This is a genomic window from Azonexus sp. (genome assembly GCF_049652925.1).
GTDB lineage: Bacteria > Pseudomonadota > Gammaproteobacteria > Burkholderiales > Rhodocyclaceae > Azonexus.
On sequence record NZ_JBASFI010000021.1, the window covers coordinates 151,856 to 170,441 of the forward strand.

Here is an 18,586-nt window from a genome sequence, read left to right on the forward strand (position 1 = left end):
GTGCTGGAGAGCGTCCCGCACTGTTGTGCGGGACGGTTCAGAAGCTTACTTTGCCTGGCGACGACGGGCGGTAAAGACGATCAAGCCAAGACCCGCCATGAGCATGGCCCACGACTCTGGTTCCGGCACGGGCGCCGTGTAGCCGGCGAGGTCGGTAGCGCTGACCTTGTAGGCGTGCAGGACACCGGGCAGCAGCTTGTAGTCGCTGTTAAGCGTGGCGCCAGTTGCATCGGCGGTGCTGATGCAGCCGGTGGTCTGGCCGAGCGGGCACTGGATCGAAGTGGCATACGGATCAGCATCGCTGAAGCGGAAATAGACGTCGAACTGCTCATTTGAGCCATTCTGCGTGACGCTGTAGTCGTTATCGGTGCCGGCCAGCATCAGGAAGCTGCCATCGGCCAGCTTTGGTCCGATGGCCAGGCCTTCCCATTTTTCCGGCGACTTGTTGCCGAGAGCGGACAGGGTGTTGGCATCGAGATCGAGGAACTTGGCCGATTTGCTGACCTTGGTGTAAACAGCGCCGACAGCATCGAGATCGATGTTGCTGACATCGGTCGCACCGGTCAGATCGATCTTGTAGACCTCCTTGTCCGCCGTCGCCAAGGTGGCGCCGACTCCGATACCCCGGTTGTTGCGTTCAAGCACATAGAACTCGTGATCATTGATGGCGACCAGCGAGGAGATGCCTTGCCCCTGGCCAGAGCGCTTCATGTCGTAAGCGTACTGGCCGACGGCGTTGCCGGTTTCGATGTCAAACTTGACGATGCGATTGACGCTGCCATTGCTGCCGCCTTCGTCGAGCATGGCGCTTTGCAACATGGCATAGGCGTACTTGCCGTCCGGGGTGATGGCCAGGCCTTCAAAGCCGCGATTGGTGCGCTTGCCGGCCGTGTTGCCGGCATCGCTGGCGTAGTTTGGAATGCCGCTGACCGTATTGCGCGGCTGCAGATTGGCCGGCGTGGCGAAGGTGCGGAGAAGATTGCCGTTGCGGTCGAATTCACGCACCGACGGGCCGTACTCGTCAGAAACCAGGAAGTTGCCGGTCTTCGGATTGACGACGAAACCTTCCGGGTCCATCGACAGGCCGAGCGTGCTGGTTGGGCTCGGGGCGATGCCGTTGAGCGAGCTTCCGGCATTGTTGAAAACAATGGTTTGCTTGATCTGGAAATTGGAGATGGCGCCGGTGTTGTAATCGACGTCGAGCGAGAAGCGCTGGACGCGGGTGTCGTAGTTCAGCGTGCCGCCGCCCGGGCCGCGGTCGGACAGGCCCCACCACTCGTTGCGGTTGGTGTCGTAGTAAATGTCGGAAAAATAGCCGAGGCGGCCGTTGTTGACCGTGGTGCCACCGGACAGGTCAAGCATGCCCCCATCCAGGGTCAGGCCATTGACGAAAGTCGGGGCGGCCTGGGCGGCGCCGGCGAACAAAATGCCCAGCAATGCGATTGTTGGTTTGAGTTTCATGATCTCTTTTTGAGGTTGGGTGTTGTCGAAAGTTGGATGCCGGAAATTGAACGGGCGCCACCAGACGGTCGCACCTGACCAGCATTTTTTCGCCGGCATTCCCCCTTGTCTGACTCTATGTCTGCTTTATTGCCGGAATATGACAAAAGCTGTCATGGTCAATGATCCGGTCATTTTTTGTGCCCGGCCTTGTAAGGGTTTTCCTTACCCATTTTTCATTCCCTGGCAGCCTTGGGCTGTATTAGGATGTCATGCGGATGGCTGCCACGGTCAACCGGAAATATCCCCCAAAATCAGAAGGAGACAAAACATGAAAAGACCCAATATTGCGTCGCCGTTACCGGCCGTCCGCTGCCTAAGCGCGCTGATCATGCTGCTCGGCGCCGGTGCCGCCCAGGCCGATCGGTGCGCCAGCCTGATCCAGGCTTTTGGCAATCAACTGGCCGATGTCAGCTGCGTCGACAGCGCCGACCTGACCACCGCCAACCCGGCAACGACCCCGGCCAACAACTCGCTGCCCGGCCTGCCGGCCTTTGCTTTCACCCCGCAGACCGACCGCGCGACGATTTCGCCGGACGCCGCCAATCGCCCGCCGATCACCGCCCCGGTGCCCGGCGTCCAGCTCAACGCGCGGATCGCCAGTGACCCGACCGGCCAGGCGCGCTTCCTGCTGCGGCTGCCGGCCAAGTGGAACGGTCGCCTCGTCGTCGCCGGGGCATCCGGCACGCGCAGCGAATTCAACGGCGACTTCGCGTGGAGCGACTACGTTGTCCAGAAAGGCTATGCCTACGCCTCGCAGAACAAGGGCGTGCTCAACCTGAAGTTCAGCGACGCCAGCGACCCGCTGGCCTGCCGCCTCAACCCGACATCGCCGCTGTGGGTCCAGTTTTACGATAACGGTCCGGGTCAGGAATTCACCCGCTGGCGCGACTACATGGTGCTCGCCTCCAAACTCGCCCACAAAGGTGCCGCCGCCAATTACGGCAAGAAACCGCGCTACACCTACGCCGTCGGCACCTCGAACGGCGCCTACCAGGTTCGGCGAGCCGTCGAGTCGGCACCGGACTGGTTCGATGGTGGCGTCGATTGGGAGGGTACTTTCGTCGACGAAGGTGGCCCGAATCTGCTGACCGATCTGCCGACGGCCGTCCTCAACTTCCCCGATTACGTCGCCAGCGGCATGAGTTCGACCAGCACCGCCGCCAAAAACATCCGCGGCGCTGGCTATCCGCCCGATCTGGGCACTGGCGCCACCTCGCTGTGGTCGATGAATTCTGCCTCGTTCTGGGAAGTCACTCTGTGCCAGTGGCAGAAGCGTCTTGATCCCACCTACGACACCTACGGCAGCGGACCGGAGAACTACAACTACATCGGCCGCCTGCCGGTCTCCAATGCCGACGACAAAGTTGCCGAATTCGCCACCACCGGCCGCATCCAGCGTCCGCTCATTACCGTCGCCGGCACCATGGATGCGCTGCTGCCGATTGATCACCACGCCCGCGCCTACGCCCGCAAGGTGGCCGAGAACGGTGGTGAGCGGATCGATGACGACGACCATCATCGGCGCCATCACCACCATGATCGCAACCCGGCCTACCGGCTCTACGAGGTGCAGAACGGCAACCACATCGAGACCTACAAGCTGACCCTGCCGCAGCTGGAATTCATCCAGCCGCACGCCCAGCGCGCTTTCGATCTGCTGGTCAGTCACGTCGAGCAGGGCAAGGCCTTGCCGCCCGACCAGTGCATAGCCCGCGGTGCCGCCATTGCCGACGCGCCGGCTCAACCAGGGCACTGCGCCGAACTGCTGGCCCCCTGATCTGACGCCGCCATTTCTGGCGGCAAGCGCAGCGGCACTTTCTCCCGGTGGGAGGAGGTGCCGTTTTTGCAATCTATTGTCATATTTTGTTCACCGGGGGGTAACGGGGAAGCACTATATTTCAGCTGCTTGAGTGAAGGAGAACCCCCATGACGCGTGACGAAATGATCCGATTGCTGGTCCTTGACCGCCTTGAATACCGGGATGATCAGGCGCGTTATCTGCACCTGCAAGGGGTACTCGAAAACGGTTTTCGTGGCTTCAGGAAGTTGTCAGACCATGAACTGGCGGCCGAGATTCAGGCGCTCGGACTGGACAGCCAACTCGATGCCACCGACGGGCTCGATGACGATCTCGATGGGTTTGCCGACGACGGCCTGTTCGACTCCAGCCTGTCGGTCGGTCACGTGTTCATCCTCAAGCAGTCGGCCGACTTCTCGCAATAAGCCGTCAGGCTGGCCGCGGGGAATGCACACCTCGATCTGTATCGCCACCTGCCAATTTCACTGACATTTTCCGGCAATGCTGTTGTAATTCTCCGGCGCTAGGCTGGGCTACCTTCATCTCCTCCAGGCAGCTCTCATGACCACTCGCACTCCGACCCAACGTCGCCGTTTTCTCCGTCATTTCGCCCTGGGCAGCGTCGCCGCCTCGACCGGTAGCCTGCTGCCATTGCGCGCCATGGCCCACGGTTTCGATGCCGACGACTTGTTCTCCGATGAGCTGCGCGCGCTGGCCCACTTTCCGCATCGCCAAAAGGTCAGTTTCGAACACGGCGTCGCCAGCGGCGACCCGCTCGCCCGCAAGGTCATCCTTTGGACGCGCGTTACCAGCGAGCGCGGCGGCATCGTTCCGGTCAAGTGGGAAATGGCCCTCGACGCGGCCTTCCGTCGCGTCGTCCGCGCCGGTATCGCGCTCACCGATGGCCGCAAGGATCACACCGTCAAGATCGATGTCAGCGGTCTGAAGCCGGACACCGTTTATCACTATCGCTTCGCTGTCGGCCATACGGTTTCGCCGACCGGTCGCACGCGCACCTTGCCGGTGGGCAGCGTTGCCAAGGTCAAGCTCGCCGTGTTCACTTGCTCCAACTTCCCGGCTGGCTATTTCCACGCCTACCGTGAAGCGGCGAAGCTCGAAGGCATCCATGCCGCCGTCCATCTCGGCGACTACATCTATGAATACGGCCGCGATGGCTACGCATCGACCGATGCCGCCGCGCTCGGCCGCGAAGTGCTGCCGGCCGGCGAGCTGCTGACGCTGGACGACTATCGCCAGCGCTACGCCCAATACCACACCGATGCCGACCTGCAGGCCGTGCATGCTGCGATGCCCTTCATCAACGTCTGGGACGACCACGAGATCGCCAACGACACCTGGAAGGATGGCGCCGAGAACCACGATCTGGCCAGCGAGGGCGAATTCACCGTCCGCCGCGCCGCCGCGTTGCAGGCTTTCCATGAATGGCTACCGATTCGCACACCGGACCCGCGTCGACCGCAACAGATCAACCGCAGCTTTGCTTTCGGCAATCTGCTGGCGCTGCACATGCTCGATACACGCGTCATCGCCCGCGACCAGCAAATGGAATACGCCAATTACTTCGGCAGCGACGGCAGCTTCGACGTCCAGCGTTTCGCCGCCGATCTGGCCGATACCGACCGCCAGTTGCTCGGTGCCGAACAACTGCTCTGGTTGCAGGATCAACTCGCCGGTTCCGGCGCCACCTGGCAGATGCTCGGCCAGCAAGTGCTGATGGGCCGCATGAATATCCCGGCGCCGCTGGTCCTCGGTCAGATCAGCTTCTCCGCCTACTCCGCGCTGGTCTACAAGGCGCAAACGGCACCTGCCACGTTGACGCCGCAGGAACAGTTCATCCTCGCCCAGCCGGCCATTCCCTACAACCTCGACGCCTGGGACGGCTACGCCATGGCGCGCGAAACAGTGCTGGCCATGGCCAGAGGGCTCAACAAGAACCTCGTCGTGCTGGCTGGCGATACCCACAACGCGTGGGCGAGCGATCTTGAGGACTACCAGGGCAATGCAGTCGGCGTCGAGTATGCCGTCGCATCGGTCTCCTCGCCGGGTCTCGAGGAATATTTCCCGAGCGAAAGCCCGCTCGCGGTGGCGGCCGGGCTGGAAGCCATCATCGGGCCACTCAAGTACGCCAACACCGGCGACCGCGGCTACATGGTGGTCACCGCCACGCCGGGAGAGTGCCGTTGCGACTGGCGCTATGTCAGCACTGTCAAGGCAGAGGAATACACCATGCTGGCCGGCAAAGCGCTGCGCACGCTGCCTGGTGCCGCCAACCGGCGCCTGATTCCGGTCTGATGGAGAGGGCGTGTTTGCAGCTATTTCAAAATGGGCCGATTTTCCCGGTTGACCATGGAATGCCCGGTCCGTTGTCCTGTCCGGGTCGGATACATTCCTGAATAGCCAAGACTTCGCTTGCAAACAATAGTAAACTGGCGGCTGTGCGGCATTTTTGCCGCCGGTTGCACCCATTAAAAAAACCGGCAAATGCCGGTTTTTTTAATGGGTGGCGTTGAAAAATTGTTTCAAACAAATTAAATTGTCGCCACCTATTTATATAAGGAAATAATCATGGATATTTCTACGCTTACCGTTGCTCAATTGCGTGATTTGCAGCAGCATATTCCGGCCGAAATCAAACGTCGCGAAGCCCAGGAAAAGATTAATGTCCTGAATGAATTGCGTGCCTTGGCCAAAATCCATGGTTATGCCATAGAGGATTTGCTCGGCAAGGAAGTCAAGGTCAAGACGACGACCGGTAATAAGGTCAAGGTTAAATACCGTCATCCGCAAAATGTCGAACTTGAATGGACAGGTCGCGGTCGCAAGCCGAAATGGGTCGAAGCCTGGGTGGCCAATGGCGGCACATTGGATAATTTGCTGGTCTGATCATGCGTATTCTGCTGAGTAACGACGACGGCTATTTTGCGCCGGGGCTTGCCGCTCTGGTTGAGGCGCTGCGCAGCCTGGGAGAGGTTGTCGTCGTTGCTCCCGAGCAGAATCGCAGCGGCGCCAGTAATTCGCTGACGCTGGATCGGCCTTTGTATTTGAAAAAGGCGGCCAGTGGTTATTATTTTGTAAATGGCACGCCAACCGATTGCGTCCATTTGGCCGTCACTGGCATGCTGGATGATTTGCCGGATATTATCGTTTCGGGAATTAATAACGGCGCCAATATGGGCGACGATACGATTTATTCGGGTACTGTTGCTGCGGCGACCGAGGGTTATTTGCTCGGCATTCCATCCATCGCCATTTCCCTGACCAATTTCGAGGGAAATAATTATGCGACGGCCGGCCTTGTCGCCCGTGAATTGGTCGAGCGCTTTATCCGCGACCCGATCAGGCAACCGGTGTTATTGAATGTCAATGTCCCGGATATTCCCTACGCTGAATTAAATGGCATGGAAGTTACCCGTCTTGGCCGTCGTCATAAAGCCGAGCCGGTGGTGAAAATGACCTCGCCGCGCAATGAAACCGTTTATTGGATCGGCGCCGCCGGCGCGGCCGCTGATGCCGGGCCAGGTACCGATTTCAACGCAATCGAGCGTGGCGTCGTTTCGATTACCCCGTTGCAGATCGATCTGACGCATGCTGCCCAGCTGCCTTCGATTCGTCAGTGGATGAAGTGAGTAACGGCGTGTTGCAAGGTATCGGCATGACATCGCAGCGCACCCGGACGCGGATGATCGAGCGCCTGCGCGAAAAGGGTATCCGCAACGAAACCGTCCTCAAGGCGATGGCTGCCGTCCCTCGTCACGTCTTTGTCGAAGAGGCCCTGGCTTCGCGGGCCTACGAGGACACCGCCCTGCCGCTCGGCATGGGGCAGACCATTTCGCAGCCCTATGTCGTGGCGCGCATGATCGAGTTGCTGCTCAATGGTCGAAAGACGCTGGGCAAGACGCTCGAGATCGGTGCCGGTTGCGGTTACCAGGCCGCCGTGCTGGCGCAGTTGACCAACGAAGTCTATGCCGTCGAGCGGCTGGCGCCCTTGCTCGAAAAAGCCAAGGCCAACATGCGCACCCTGCAGCAGTTCAATGTTCGTCTCAAACACGCCGATGGCCAGTTCGGTTTGCCAGAGGCCGGGCCGTTTGACAGTATCATCGTCGCAGCCGCCGGGGCCAGTGTGCCGCCTGCACTGCTTCAGCAGCTTGCGCCAGGTGGGCGCCTGGTCTTGCCAGTCGGGGCTGCAGAGCAGTATCTTAGCTTCATAGAACACACGCCCCAGGGATATGTCGAAACCCGGCTCGATGCCGTGCGTTTCGTCCCGCTACTTTCAGGAACGCAATGATTCGAATCGTCGTCGCACTATTTCCCGTCCTGCTCCTGACTGGCTGTATCTCCCAGCAACCGGTACCAGCGGTTGATCGCTCGATCTCCAGGGCTGCAGTCCAGCCGGCCGGCCCGGGGTATTACACGGTCAAGCGCGGTGACACCCTGTATCGGATTGCGCTGGAGCACGGCCAGGATCATCGCGATATCGCCAACTGGAACAATATTGCCAATCCGTCATCCATCAAGGAAGGCCAGATCCTGCGCGTAGCACCGCCGGGTGCCGTGGCCGAGCCTGCCACTGATGGTGCGGCAGTGACCAAACCGATTGACGTTGGCGTCGCCGTCGAATCGCGGTCGCTTGACCAGCCGGCCGGCGGAAGCATTGTCGCAGCCCAGCAAAACGGCACATTGAAGCGCGAGCCGCGGGTCGGCAAGGAGCCTTATTCTGATGAAGCCTACGCCCGCCTGAACAAGGTCGGCGGCGAACCCGCCAAGCCGGCCGAGATCAAGCCGGAAGTGAAACCCGAGGCGGCACCGGCCGTTGCCACCGGCCCGGACGACGTGCCGTGGATGTGGCCGACATCGGCCAGACTCTTGGCGCCGTACAGCGAGTCCAGTAACAAGGGTCTCGATTTCGCCGGCAAGGCCGGTGATCCCATCCTGGCCGCGGGTGATGGCAAGGTAGTCTATGCCGGCAGCGGCCTGCGCGGCTTTGGCGAACTGGTCATCGTCAAGCACAACGCCACCTACCTGTCGGCTTACGCCCACAACCGCAAGATTCTCGTCAAGGAAGGCCAGCAGGTCAGCCGTGGCCAGAAGATCGCCGAGATGGGCAATACCGATGCGGACTCGGTCAAGCTGCACTTCGAAATCCGCAAACAGGGCAAGCCGGTCGATCCGGCTCAGTATCTGCCGAAAAGATGAGCGATATCGGCGAGGGCTTGGATGACGAGTTCGAGGGGCAGCCCGATGAATCGGTCCTGCTGTCCGAGCCCGAGGTCGCCATCCCCGAAATCGAACTGCTCGAGGACGTGACCCAGCTTTACCTGAGCGAGATCGGTGCCAAGCCCTTATTGACTCCGGAACAGGAACTGGCCACCACGCGCCTCGTCCGCGCCGGTGATTTTGCCGCCCGTCAGCGCATGATCGAGCACAACCTGCGGCTCGTCGTGAATATCGCCAAGCACTACCTGAATCGGGGCATCCCGCTGCTTGACCTGATCGAGGAAGGCAATCTCGGCCTGATCCACGCGCTGGAAAAGTTCGACCCGGAACGCGGATTCCGCTTTTCCACGTACGCCACCTGGTGGATACGCCAGAACATCGAGCGCGGCATCATGAACCAGTCGCGCACCATTCGGCTGCCGGTGCATATCATCAAGGAAATCAACGTCGTCCTGCGCGCCATGCGCCACCTGGAATCGGCCGACAAGCGGGATTCGACAGTGGAACGCATCGCCGCGCTGATTGACTGGCCGGTCGAGGACGTAAGACGCACGCTGTCGCTCAACGAACATATCGCCTCGCTCGACGCACCGCTCGACATCGATCCCAGTCATACCATCGCCGAAGTCATCGCTGACGATGGCGGCAGCGATCCGGAGTCGTTGCTGCAGTTGAGCGAAGTTGGCACCTTGGTTGATGACTGGCTCAGCCAGTTGACCGAGCGCCAGCGCTCAGTCATTGAGCGTCGCTACGGCCTGAGTGGGGCCGATGTGGCGACGCTCGATGTCATTGCCCACGATCTGGCGCTGACCCGCGAGCGGGTCCGGCAGATTCAGATGGAAGGTCTGGATCGCCTGCGCAAGATCATCAAGCGCGGCAATATCTCTCGCGATTCTCTGTTGTAGCAGCGCACATCCGGCCGCGGATTTCTTCGGCCAGCTGGAAAACCGACATGGCGTAGAAGCTCGACCGGTTGTAGCGCGTAATCACATAGAAATTATCGAATCCCAGCCAGTATTCCGTCTCGCGCCCCGGTGAGACGAGGTCGATCAAGGCAGCGGTCGTTTGCGGGTCGATGTTGGCCCGGATGCCTTTGTCGGCCAGGTCGGCGACCTTGAGGCTGGGGCGGATGCCGGCCTGAATCAACTCCGGTTCTGGCGTGCCCGCCGTCATGGCCGGCACGGCGATGGGCTGCCCGGCTTGCCAGCCATGTTGTTCGAGAAAGCGGGCGACGCTGCCGATGGCATCGTCGACGCTGTTGCCGAGATCGACGCGCTGGTCGCCGTCGAAATCGACGGCATAGCGGCGCTGGCTGCCCGGCATGAACTGCGGGATGCCGATGGCGCCGGCAAACGATCCTTTGACGGCCATTGGGTCGAGACCGTTCTCGCGGGCCAGCAGCAGGAACTGCTCGAGCTCGGTCCGGAAAAAATCGGCTCGCCGCGGGTAATTGAAAGCCAGCGTGGACAGCGCCTCGAAGACACGGAAGCCACCCGTGTTGCGGCCGTATTCGGTCTCGACGCCGATGATGGCAACGATGATTTCCTCGGGGACGCCGTAGAGGGCCGAGGCCTTGGCCAGTTGCCCGGCATTTTCCTGCCAGAAGCTGACGCCGCCATCGATGCGCCGCTCGTTCAGGAAGCGCGGCCGGTAGCGTTCCCACGAGCGCTGCAGCGGCGAGGCGGGCGGCTGGATGAGCTTGAGGACCGTGGCGTTCGGGCGGGTCTGGGCGAACTGGCTGATCAGCTCGTCGGCCTTGAAGCCGTGGCGCGTTTCGAGGTCGCGGGCAAATTCGATGGCGGCCGGATCGTCGGCGAAGGTCGGCGTGTTCGGCTTGGCATTTTGCCCGGCATTGGCCAGCGTAGTCAGGGCGGCGAGGAGCAGCGGGGCAAGCGTCAGTTTGAGGTTCATCATCGCAATCGCGCGATGGCGTCGCGCAGTGTTTTCAGGTGTTTGTCGGTGTTGCCGTAGCGCGCTACAAGGTAGGCGTCGACCACGCGCTGGAAAGGTTCGGCCAGTTCGGGGCGTTGGTCCCGAACACGTCGGGCCAGGTCCAGAGGGGTTTCCCAAGGGGAGCAGTCTACCTTTCTTCGGGCCAGATGTCGCAGCGCCTTGTGCCACAGACGAACGACCGGGTCGCTTTCCGGGCGTTTGTAGAGCGCCCATCCCATGAGGCCGGCGACGAGCAGACCGCAGGTGCTGCCGAGGGCGATGGCCAGGCTGCGCCAATCGGTGTCGGGCAGGCCGAGTCGGGCGAGCAGTTCGTGCTGGCGTTGCGGATCGTAGCCGAGGATATTCTGGTTCCAGGCGTTGTTGATCGCCTCCCAGCGATAACGAAGTGTGCGCACCCAGTCGGCGCGCCATTGAACGAGCGCCGGCAGCGGTTCGCCGAAACCCAGCGCATCGGCGATGCCGGTTTCGATTCGGCTCGGCGACACAGCGGCCGTCGGGTCGACGCGGACCCAGCCCTTGCCGTCTAGCCAGACTTCGGCCCAGGCGTGGGCATCGGACTGGCGAACCACGAGGTATTGATCGAGCGGGTTGAATTCGCCGCCCTGATAGCCGCCGACGACGCGGGCCGGAATGCCGGCGGCGCGCATCAGCGTCACGAAGGCGGCGGCATAGTGTTCGCAGAAGCCGCGTTTGCTCTGGAAAAGGAAATCGTCGATGCCGTGCCGGCCGAGAAGCGGTGGTCGCAGTGTGTAGGTGAAATCGGCCGCGAACAGCGCGAGGGCCTTGGCGATGATCGCCTCCGGTGGGTTGCCGGCGCGCCATTGGGAAGCCAGGGTGCGGGTCTGCGGATTGCCTTCGGGCAGGGCGAGGTTGCGGCGTAGCACCAAGGCGTCTTCGCTCGCGTTGAAGCGGTAATCGAGGCTGGCCGATAGTCGAAAGCGTTGGCGCTCGTTGATGGCATTGCGGCTGACTGCGGTCAGCGTGCCATTCACCGCAATTTCGGGCGGCAGTTCGGCCGGCGCGTCGAGGGCCAGCAGCCAGCGCTGGTTGTGCGCCTCGATCGTCGTTTCATAGGCGATGGCTGGCGAAATACGTTCCACTTGAGGCGCCGGGTGGCGACCTTTGTATGGCTGCCAGGTCGTACCATCGAACTGCTCCATGACCGGGCCGCGCCAGTAGAGCTTTGGCCGGGGCGGTAGCGGCCCGTCGAAGCGAACGCGAAAGGCGATGTCGGCGCTCTGGACGAGCTCGGCTATGCTGCCCGGCGACATGCTGTCGGACAGCCCCGTCTTGCCGGCGTAGGCATCGGTTGGCAAGCCCCAGAGCGGCCCGGAAATGCGCGGAAAGAGCAGGTACAGCACGAGCATGAAGGGAATGGCCTGCATGCAGAGTACGCCGGCATAGCGCAGCGTGTCGCGCATCTGGCTGGCCGGGCCGCCATGCAGGCGGATCAGCGTTGCCGTGACCAGCCACATCGCGGCGAGCAGCCAGAGGCCGGTCGGGATGCTTTGCGAGTACAGATAGTGGGTGAGCAGCAAAAAATAGCCGAGGGTGACGACGACCATCGCGTCCCGCCGCGACTTGAGTTCGAGCAGTTTCATGGTCATGAACATGACCAGCATGGCGACCCCGACATCGCGCCCGAACAGGGTGTGGAATTCGAGCAGGATGCCGGCACTGCCGGCGCCGACCAGCGGAATCAGTATCCAGCGGCCGGGCAGGCGCCGGTCTTTCCACCATAGCCAGACGGCCCACAACAGCAGGGCGCTGGCCACCGCGCTGAGCCACGGCGGCTGATGCATGAAATGCGGCGCTGTCGTCGCCAGCGCCGTGGCAAAAAGCCAGGGCGTGGCGTGGCGGTCGAGGGCTTCGCGGGCCGGTGTGCTCATGGCTGGCAGAGGGCAAGGGCTTCGAGGCAAAGCTGGCGATGCCGCTCGCCGCTGCCGGTCGGGATGTCGACGCCGGGCAGGCGCAGGCCGTAATGAGCGTCGGCCGCATCGGCGGCGAGCACCCAACCGGTCAGGATGCCGATGCGAGTTTCATCGCTCAGCACCGCATCGGTCAGTTGCCAGTCAAGCATCAGCTCGACCTGCGCGCCACCGGCAAATTGCTTGATCAGCAGCGGGCCTTCGCCGGCATTGCGGGCGCTGGCTTTCCAGGCGACGTGGCGTGGCGAGTCGGCCGGCTGGCGTTCGCGGAATCCAGCGAAATCCTCTTGCCCGCCGTCGCCGCTCCGTTCGCCGCCGAGCATTGTTGGTGAGGAAACGGGTAGCGGCGCGGCAATCGGCTGCGGATAAACCAGGCAGCGCATGGCCGGTTGCAGGTAGGCCCAGGCGGTGAACAGGCCGAGCGGGTAGCGCGTCGATAGCCGGATGCGCGGCAGGTCGAGCCAGCCGCGGGTTTTGGTGCTGACCGGAATATTCAGTTTTGTGTTTTTTTTCCGGTTGACCGTGGCAAACACCGGATTGCCGCTTTCGGCCTCCAATTCGAGTCCCAGGCGTGGCGTGGGGCGGTCGTTGTCGAGCGTGATCTGAAAATGCGCCGTTTCGCCGACAAAAACCGGTCCGCTACGTCCCGGCGTGAAGACCAGCCCGTGCAGGTTGCGAAAGGTGTGGATCATGCCGACGATGCCCAGCCCGGCGAGCAGGAATACCAGCGCATGGCCGAGCGCCAGGTTGTAGTTGATGGCGCCGATCAGCATGACGATGAGCGCCAGTGCGTAGAGCAGGCCGCCGCGCGACGGGATGATGAAGACGCGCCGCTGGCCAAGGCGCAGCGGTGCAGTGCCGTCGCTCTGCCAGCGAAACAGTTTTTGCTGCAGGGTGGCGACGATGCTCACGTTTTTCAGGGAATGGCGACGCTGCGGATGAGGGCGGCGATGTCCTCGGCCAGTGCGTAGCCGCCACCCTGTGCCGAGCGCAGGCGGTGCCGGGCAACGCTGGGGAGAACCGCCTGCACGTCGTCGGGCAGGACCATGTCGCGCCCGGCCAGCCAGGCCCAGGCGCGGGCGGCGGCGAGCAGAGCGAGGCCGGCACGCGGTGATAGGCCGTGCTGGAAAGCGGGGTTCTGGCGCGTCGCCTCGACCAGCGACTGGACGTAATCGATGAGCGGGCCGGCCGCGTGGATGGCCGACGCTTCCTGCTGCAAGGCTGGAAGGTCATCGGGCGTGAGCAATGGCGTCAATTCCTCGACGCGGCGCCGCTGGCCGCCGGCGGCGAGCAGGGCGCGTTCGGCGGTGCGGTCCGGGTAGCCGAGTTCGAGGCGCATGAGAAAACGGTCGAGCTGCGATTCGGGCAGCGGAAAGGTGCCGATCTGATGTGCCGGGTTCTGCGTCGCGATGACGAAGAAGGGTGTCGGCAGCATCCGCGTCTGGCCCTCGGCCGTGACCTGGCCTTCCTCCATCGCTTCAAGCAGGGCGCTCTGGGTTTTCGGCGTGGCGCGGTTGATTTCGTCGGCCAGCACGAGCTGGGCAAAAACCGGGCCGGGCAGGAAACGGAATTCGCTTTTATCGCGCTCGAAAATCGAAACGCCGGTGATGTCGGCCGGCAGCAGATCGCTGGTGAACTGGATGCGCGAGAACTGCAGACCGAGCAGCCGGGCGAGCGTGTGGGCCAGCGTCGTCTTGCCCATGCCGGGCAGGTCTTCGATGAGCAAATGGCCGTTGGCCAGCAGGCAGGCAATGGCCAGCCGGATTTCATGATCCTTGCCGAGGATGATCCGGCCGGCCTGCTCGAGAACGCCATCGAATGCCCGCGGTCGACCGGCGAGGCCGGAAAGTGTGTTTTTGAACATCATATGATTCCGCTGTGTCAGTCCGAACCCATTCTAATGCTTGAAGCGGCGCGATGAATGGGACGATAATGACAATTCGACGTGCGCCGTTTTGTGCGCCGCTTCGCAGAGAGAGAACAAGTGACGACCACTGCCATCATCACCCATCGTGACTGCCAGTTGCATGACATGGGTTCGCATCACCCGGAATGTCCGCAGCGTCTGACCGCCATCAACGATCATCTGATCGCCCAGGGGATCGACGCCTATTTTGTCTACTACGACGCGCCGCTCGCCACCTTTGAACAACTGATGCGCGTCCATCCGGCGTCTCATCTCGAACGCCTCAAGCGCGCCTCCCCGGAAATGGGCGTCGTGCACCTCGACCCCGATACTGCGATGAATCCGCACACCTGGCAGGCTGCATTGCGTGCCGCCGGTTCGGGTTGCCTCGCCGTCGACCTCGTCATGAAGGGTGAAATCGAAAACGGCTTCTGCGCCGTGCGACCGCCCGGTCATCACTGCGAAAAAGCAAATCCGATGGGTTTCTGCTTCTTCAACAACATCGGTGTTGCCGCCAAACACGCCCTTGTTGCCCACGGGTTGGAGCGTGTCGCGATCATCGATTTCGACGTTCACCACGGCAACGGCACCGAAAACTGCTTCGCCGGTGACGAACAGGTGCTGATGTGCTCCATCTTCCAGCACCCGTTCTATCCGTACTGCGGTACCGACAAGCCGGCTGCCAACATGTGCAATGTGCCGCTGGCCTCCGGTTGCGGCGGTGAGGAATTCCGCGACGCAGTGACGCAGGTCTGGATGCCGCGCCTGCGCGAATTCAAGCCGCAGATGATCCTGATCTCGGCCGGCTTCGATGCCCACTTCGAGGACGACATGGGCAACCTCAAGTTCCTCGAAAAAGACTACGCCTGGGTCACCGATCAGCTTAAAGCGCTGGCCGCCGAAATGTGCGAAAAGCGCATCGTCTCCATGCTCGAGGGTGGCTACGTGATGACCTCGCTGGCGCGTAGCGTTGGCGCCCATCTGCGTTCGCTGGCTGATCTCTAGCCACTGTTTTCTTTCGGAAAAAGAACAGGGTGGGGTAAAATCCCGCCCTCTTTTTCATGTTTCCAACGATTAACCGGACAAATCCATGGCGTTGATTGTTCAAAAATACGGCGGTACGTCGGTCGGTAATCCCGAGCGCATCAAGAATGTCGCCAAACGCGTTGCCAAGTTCCAGGCACAGGGCCATCAAGTGGTGGTGGTCGTTTCAGCAATGAGCGGCGAAACCAACAAGCTGATTGCGCTGGCCAAGGAAGTTCAGGCCACTCCCGATCCGCGCGAGCTGGATGCCATCATGTCCACCGGCGAACAGGTCACCACCGGTCTGCTCTCCATGGCGCTGATGGACATCGGCTGCAAGGCCAAGAGCTACACCGGCGGCCAGGTCAAGGTGCTGACTGACAGCACGCACACCAAGGCGCGCATCCTGTCGATCGACGAAACCAATATGCGCCGCGATCTCGATGCCGGCCACGTTGTCGTCGTCGCCGGCTTCCAGGGCGTCGACGAGCACGGCAACATCACGACGCTTGGTCGCGGCGGTTCCGACACCTCCGGCGTCGCCCTCGCGGCTGCGCTCAAGGCCGACGAGTGCCAGATCTACACCGACGTCGATGGTGTCTACACCACCGACCCGCGCGTCGTGCCCGAAGCCAAGAAGCTCGACACCATCACCTTCGAAGAGATGCTGGAAATGGCCAGCCTCGGCTCCAAGGTGCTGCAGATCCGCTCGGTCGAATTCGCCGGCAAGTACAAGGTCAAACTGCGCGTTCTTTCCAGCTTCCAGGACGAAGGGGAAGGCACGCTGATCACTGTTGAGGAAGACAAGAACATGGAACAACCGATCATTTCCGGTATCGCTTTCAACCGCGACGAAGCCAAGCTCACCATGCTCGGCGTTCCCGACACCCCGGGCATCGCCTACCAGATCCTGGGCTCGATCGCCGATGCCAACATCGACGTCGACATGATTATCCAGAACGTCGGCCACGATGGCACCACCGACTTCTCCTTCACCGTGAACCGCGGCGACTACGCCAAGGCCCAGGGCATCCTGGAAGGTGTCAAGGCCAAGCTCGGCGCCCGTGAAGTCACCGGCGACAACAAGATCTGCAAGGTCTCGGCCGTCGGCGTCGGCATGCGCTCGCACCCTGGCGTTGCCTCCAAGATGTTCAAGGCCCTGGCAGACGAAGGCATCAACATCCAGATGATTTCCACCTCCGAAATCAAGATTTCCGTCGTCCTCGACGAGAAGTATCTGGAACTGGCTGTCCGCGTCCTGCACCGCACGTTCGGTCTCGATCAGTAAGTTTGACCAAAGGGCGCGGAGGCTATATCATCCGCGCCTCTTGATGGACACGTGGCCGAGTGGTCGAAGGCACACCCCTGCTAAGGGTGCATCCGGGCAAAACCTGGATCCAGGGTTCGAATCCCTGCGTGTCCGCCAACTATATGTTTCAGGCGGAATCAAGAAGTAGCAAAAGCCCCATCCCGTCAAGGTTTGGGGCTTTTTGTTTGTGTCATGTTGTATCAGTTTGTGCCTTGACAGCGCAGCGATTGGCGGGGCAACATCCGGGGCTATTCCCGCCAAGCGCGAAAGTTGCCCCAAATGCCGCTGACCGAAATCGCCATAAAGGCCGCCAAGCCTGCCGAGAAAATAACCCGGCTGTACGATGAAAAGGGGCTGTACCTCGAAATCTCGCCGGCTGGCGGTCGCTGGTGGCGCTTCAAGTATTCGATTGGCGGGAAGGAAAAGCGGCTTTCGCTTGGCGTCTATCCAGAAGTCAGCCTCAAGGACGCTCGAGCAAAGCGCGACGAATACCGGCAGATCGTGGCCGCTGGCAATGATCCCGGTGACAAGAAGAAGGAAGCCAAGCGCAAGGATGCCGGCGCTCAGTCATTCGAGCAGATCGCCCGGCTATGGTGGGGACATTGGCGGATAGGCAAGAACGAGCGTTACGCCAACTACGCTATCACACGGCTGGAAACGGATGTATTCCCGGAGCTTGGGGCAACTCCGATCAATAGTGTCACGACGCGCAATATCATTGACTGCGTGCGCAAGATAGAAAAGCGCGGCGTAAGCGATCTGGCCTACAAGCAACTCGACAAGATCAGCCAGGTATTCCGCTATGCGATTGCGAACGAACTAGCGGAACGCAATCCGGCCAAGGACGTTTCCCCGTCCGATGTTCTCAAGCCGGTCAAAGCAACAAACCTTGCCCGCATACCATCGAGCGAACTGCCGGCCATGCTCAAGAAGATAGACGAGTACGACGGGAAGCCGGTGACGGTGTTTGCGCTAAAGCTCATGGCGATGACCTTTGTACGGACAAGCGAGCTAATCGGCGGGAGATGGAAAGAAATAGACGGCGCGTTCTGGCGTATTCCCAAAGAGCGAATGAAGATGAAATCGCCCCATATCGTGCCGCTATCGACGCAGGCGGTGGTTTTGCTGGCCGACTTGAGGAAGATTACCGGGGAAGGCGAATTGATGTTCCCTGGCGAGCGCGCAGGAGCCATGTCGAATAACACAATCCTTTATGCGCTGTACCGGATGGGCTATCGGTCACGGATGACAGGCCACGGATTCAGGGGATTGGCTTCGACCATCCTGCATGAACAGGGTTTTCCGCATGAGCACATTGAATTGCAGCTTGCCCATTCTGCCCGGGATGAAGTGTCGGCGGCATACAACCACGCGCTTTATCTGGAGCCTCGGGCGAAGATGATGCAGGCTTGGTCGGACTATCTTGATGCGCGCCGGGCGGAAATAGCCGGATAGTTTTGTATGCGCCATCAAGCAAAATGCGCAGTCGTTTGCACTCGGCCTCAAGGTCGCGCTTCTGCTGCACCACATGGCCAAATGCTTCTTTCGCTCCTTCTTCGGCCAGTCGCATCTGCTCAATCTCCTTCGCCTGCTCTGCGATGGTTGCTTCTAGGTCGGCTCGGGCTAGGGTGGAGAACGTAACAAGCTCACTTGCGCTCATGCTGTAGTAGTCGATTACGCAATCTACTGTCACTTTCTTCGCCCACTGTACTACCTGCTCTCTGGTTGGTGTGGTCATTTCTTAAAGCACCCCCATGAGAGAACGAAGTTACCTCGTTTGGTGGCATTGTCTGCCAGGGCATTTCCGGCCCCGATACATGCGGATTGCGAGGTGAACTCTTGAGATATTCCGGCTGCCCCGCTGTTTATTGTCGGGCTTGTTGAAATAAAGATGATCAAAATGAAGGTGCTCACGGCCATGATATTGTCAC

General features: G+C 61.1%; 16 protein-coding genes and 1 tRNA gene. 12 read left to right on the forward strand and 5 right to left on the reverse strand.

The window, feature by feature from the left end; all coding sequences use genetic code 11:
- Window positions 1–45: 45 nt before the first annotated feature.
- A complete protein-coding gene (locus WBK19_RS10260; RefSeq protein ID WP_511289377.1) occupies window positions 46–1,461 on the reverse strand; it encodes an esterase-like activity of phytase family protein in 1,416 nt (471 codons plus the stop codon).
- A 310-nt stretch (window positions 1,462–1,771) separates the two neighbouring features.
- On the opposite strand from WBK19_RS10260, the gene WBK19_RS10265 reads away from it, so the two are divergent.
- From WBK19_RS10265 to rpoS, 8 genes are all read left to right on the forward strand, one after another.
- Window positions 1,772–3,280 carry a 3-hydroxybutyrate oligomer hydrolase family protein gene (locus WBK19_RS10265; RefSeq protein WP_511289379.1) on the forward strand — a complete coding sequence of 503 codons (1,509 nt, stop codon included), beginning with the start codon at window positions 1,772–1,774 and terminating at the stop codon, window positions 3,278–3,280.
- Between the two features lie 149 nt (window positions 3,281–3,429).
- Entirely contained in the window at window positions 3,430–3,726 is a 297-nt protein-coding gene (locus WBK19_RS10270; RefSeq protein WP_511289380.1) for a hypothetical protein, read from the forward strand.
- Between the two features lie 136 nt (window positions 3,727–3,862).
- A complete protein-coding gene (locus WBK19_RS10275) occupies window positions 3,863–5,614 on the forward strand; it encodes an alkaline phosphatase D family protein (protein ID WP_511289382.1) in 1,752 nt (583 codons plus the stop codon).
- Window positions 5,615–5,887: 273 nt separating this feature from the next.
- The gene (locus tag WBK19_RS10280; protein ID WP_511289384.1) at window positions 5,888–6,205 is read left to right on the forward strand and encodes an H-NS histone family protein; all 318 of its coding nucleotides are present in this window, start codon (window positions 5,888–5,890) and stop codon (window positions 6,203–6,205) included.
- Between the two features lie 2 nt (window positions 6,206–6,207).
- Window positions 6,208–6,948: a 5'/3'-nucleotidase SurE gene (gene surE, locus WBK19_RS10285; RefSeq protein WP_511289386.1), complete on the forward strand. Its 741-nt coding sequence runs from the start codon at window positions 6,208–6,210 to the stop codon at window positions 6,946–6,948.
- Window positions 6,949–6,974: 26 nt separating this feature from the next.
- Entirely contained in the window at window positions 6,975–7,607 is a 633-nt protein-coding gene (locus WBK19_RS10290; RefSeq protein ID WP_511269603.1) for a protein-L-isoaspartate(D-aspartate) O-methyltransferase, read from the forward strand.
- On the forward strand, window positions 7,604–8,515 hold the full coding sequence (locus WBK19_RS10295; protein WP_511289388.1) for a peptidoglycan DD-metalloendopeptidase family protein: 912 nt from the start codon (window positions 7,604–7,606) through the stop codon (window positions 8,513–8,515). Before WBK19_RS10290 ends, WBK19_RS10295 begins: the two co-directional genes overlap by 4 nt.
- The gene (gene rpoS / locus WBK19_RS10300) at window positions 8,512–9,441 is read left to right on the forward strand and encodes an RNA polymerase sigma factor RpoS (protein ID WP_511289390.1); all 930 of its coding nucleotides are present in this window, start codon (window positions 8,512–8,514) and stop codon (window positions 9,439–9,441) included. Before WBK19_RS10295 ends, rpoS begins: the two co-directional genes overlap by 4 nt.
- Here the strand turns inward: rpoS and mltB are convergent.
- The 4 genes from mltB to WBK19_RS10320 are packed head-to-tail and all read right to left on the reverse strand — an operon-like array spanning window position 9,404 to window position 14,281.
- Window positions 9,404–10,450, reverse strand: coding sequence for a lytic murein transglycosylase B (mltB, locus tag WBK19_RS10305; protein ID WP_511289392.1), 1,047 nt, complete (start codon window positions 10,448–10,450; stop codon window positions 9,404–9,406). The genes rpoS and mltB overlap by 38 nt on opposite strands.
- Complete coding sequence (locus WBK19_RS10310; RefSeq protein ID WP_511289394.1) at window positions 10,447–12,378, reverse strand: transglutaminase TgpA family protein; 1,932 nt, start codon at window positions 12,376–12,378, stop codon at window positions 10,447–10,449. Before WBK19_RS10310 ends, mltB begins: the two co-directional genes overlap by 4 nt.
- Complete coding sequence (locus WBK19_RS10315; RefSeq protein WP_511289396.1) at window positions 12,375–13,328, reverse strand: DUF58 domain-containing protein; 954 nt, start codon at window positions 13,326–13,328, stop codon at window positions 12,375–12,377. The genes WBK19_RS10310 and WBK19_RS10315 overlap by 4 nt, the downstream gene beginning before the upstream one ends.
- A gap of 5 nt (window positions 13,329–13,333) precedes the next feature.
- Entirely contained in the window at window positions 13,334–14,281 is a 948-nt protein-coding gene (locus WBK19_RS10320) for an AAA family ATPase (protein ID WP_511289398.1), read from the reverse strand.
- Window positions 14,282–14,401: 120 nt separating this feature from the next.
- Here WBK19_RS10320 and WBK19_RS10325 point away from each other — a divergent pair, with 120 nt between their 5' ends.
- From WBK19_RS10325 to WBK19_RS10340, 4 genes are all read left to right on the forward strand, one after another.
- Window positions 14,402–15,328, forward strand: a complete 927-nt coding sequence (locus tag WBK19_RS10325; protein ID WP_511289400.1) for a histone deacetylase family protein — start codon at window positions 14,402–14,404, stop codon at window positions 15,326–15,328.
- A gap of 85 nt (window positions 15,329–15,413) precedes the next feature.
- Entirely contained in the window at window positions 15,414–16,634 is a 1,221-nt protein-coding gene (locus WBK19_RS10330) for an aspartate kinase (RefSeq protein WP_494647391.1), read from the forward strand.
- A gap of 45 nt (window positions 16,635–16,679) precedes the next feature.
- Window positions 16,680–16,772, forward strand: a tRNA-Ser gene (locus tag WBK19_RS10335).
- A gap of 162 nt (window positions 16,773–16,934) precedes the next feature.
- The gene (locus tag WBK19_RS10340; RefSeq protein WP_511289402.1) at window positions 16,935–18,110 is read left to right on the forward strand and encodes a tyrosine-type recombinase/integrase; all 1,176 of its coding nucleotides are present in this window, start codon (window positions 16,935–16,937) and stop codon (window positions 18,108–18,110) included.
- The last annotated feature ends 476 nt before the right edge of the window (window positions 18,111–18,586 follow it).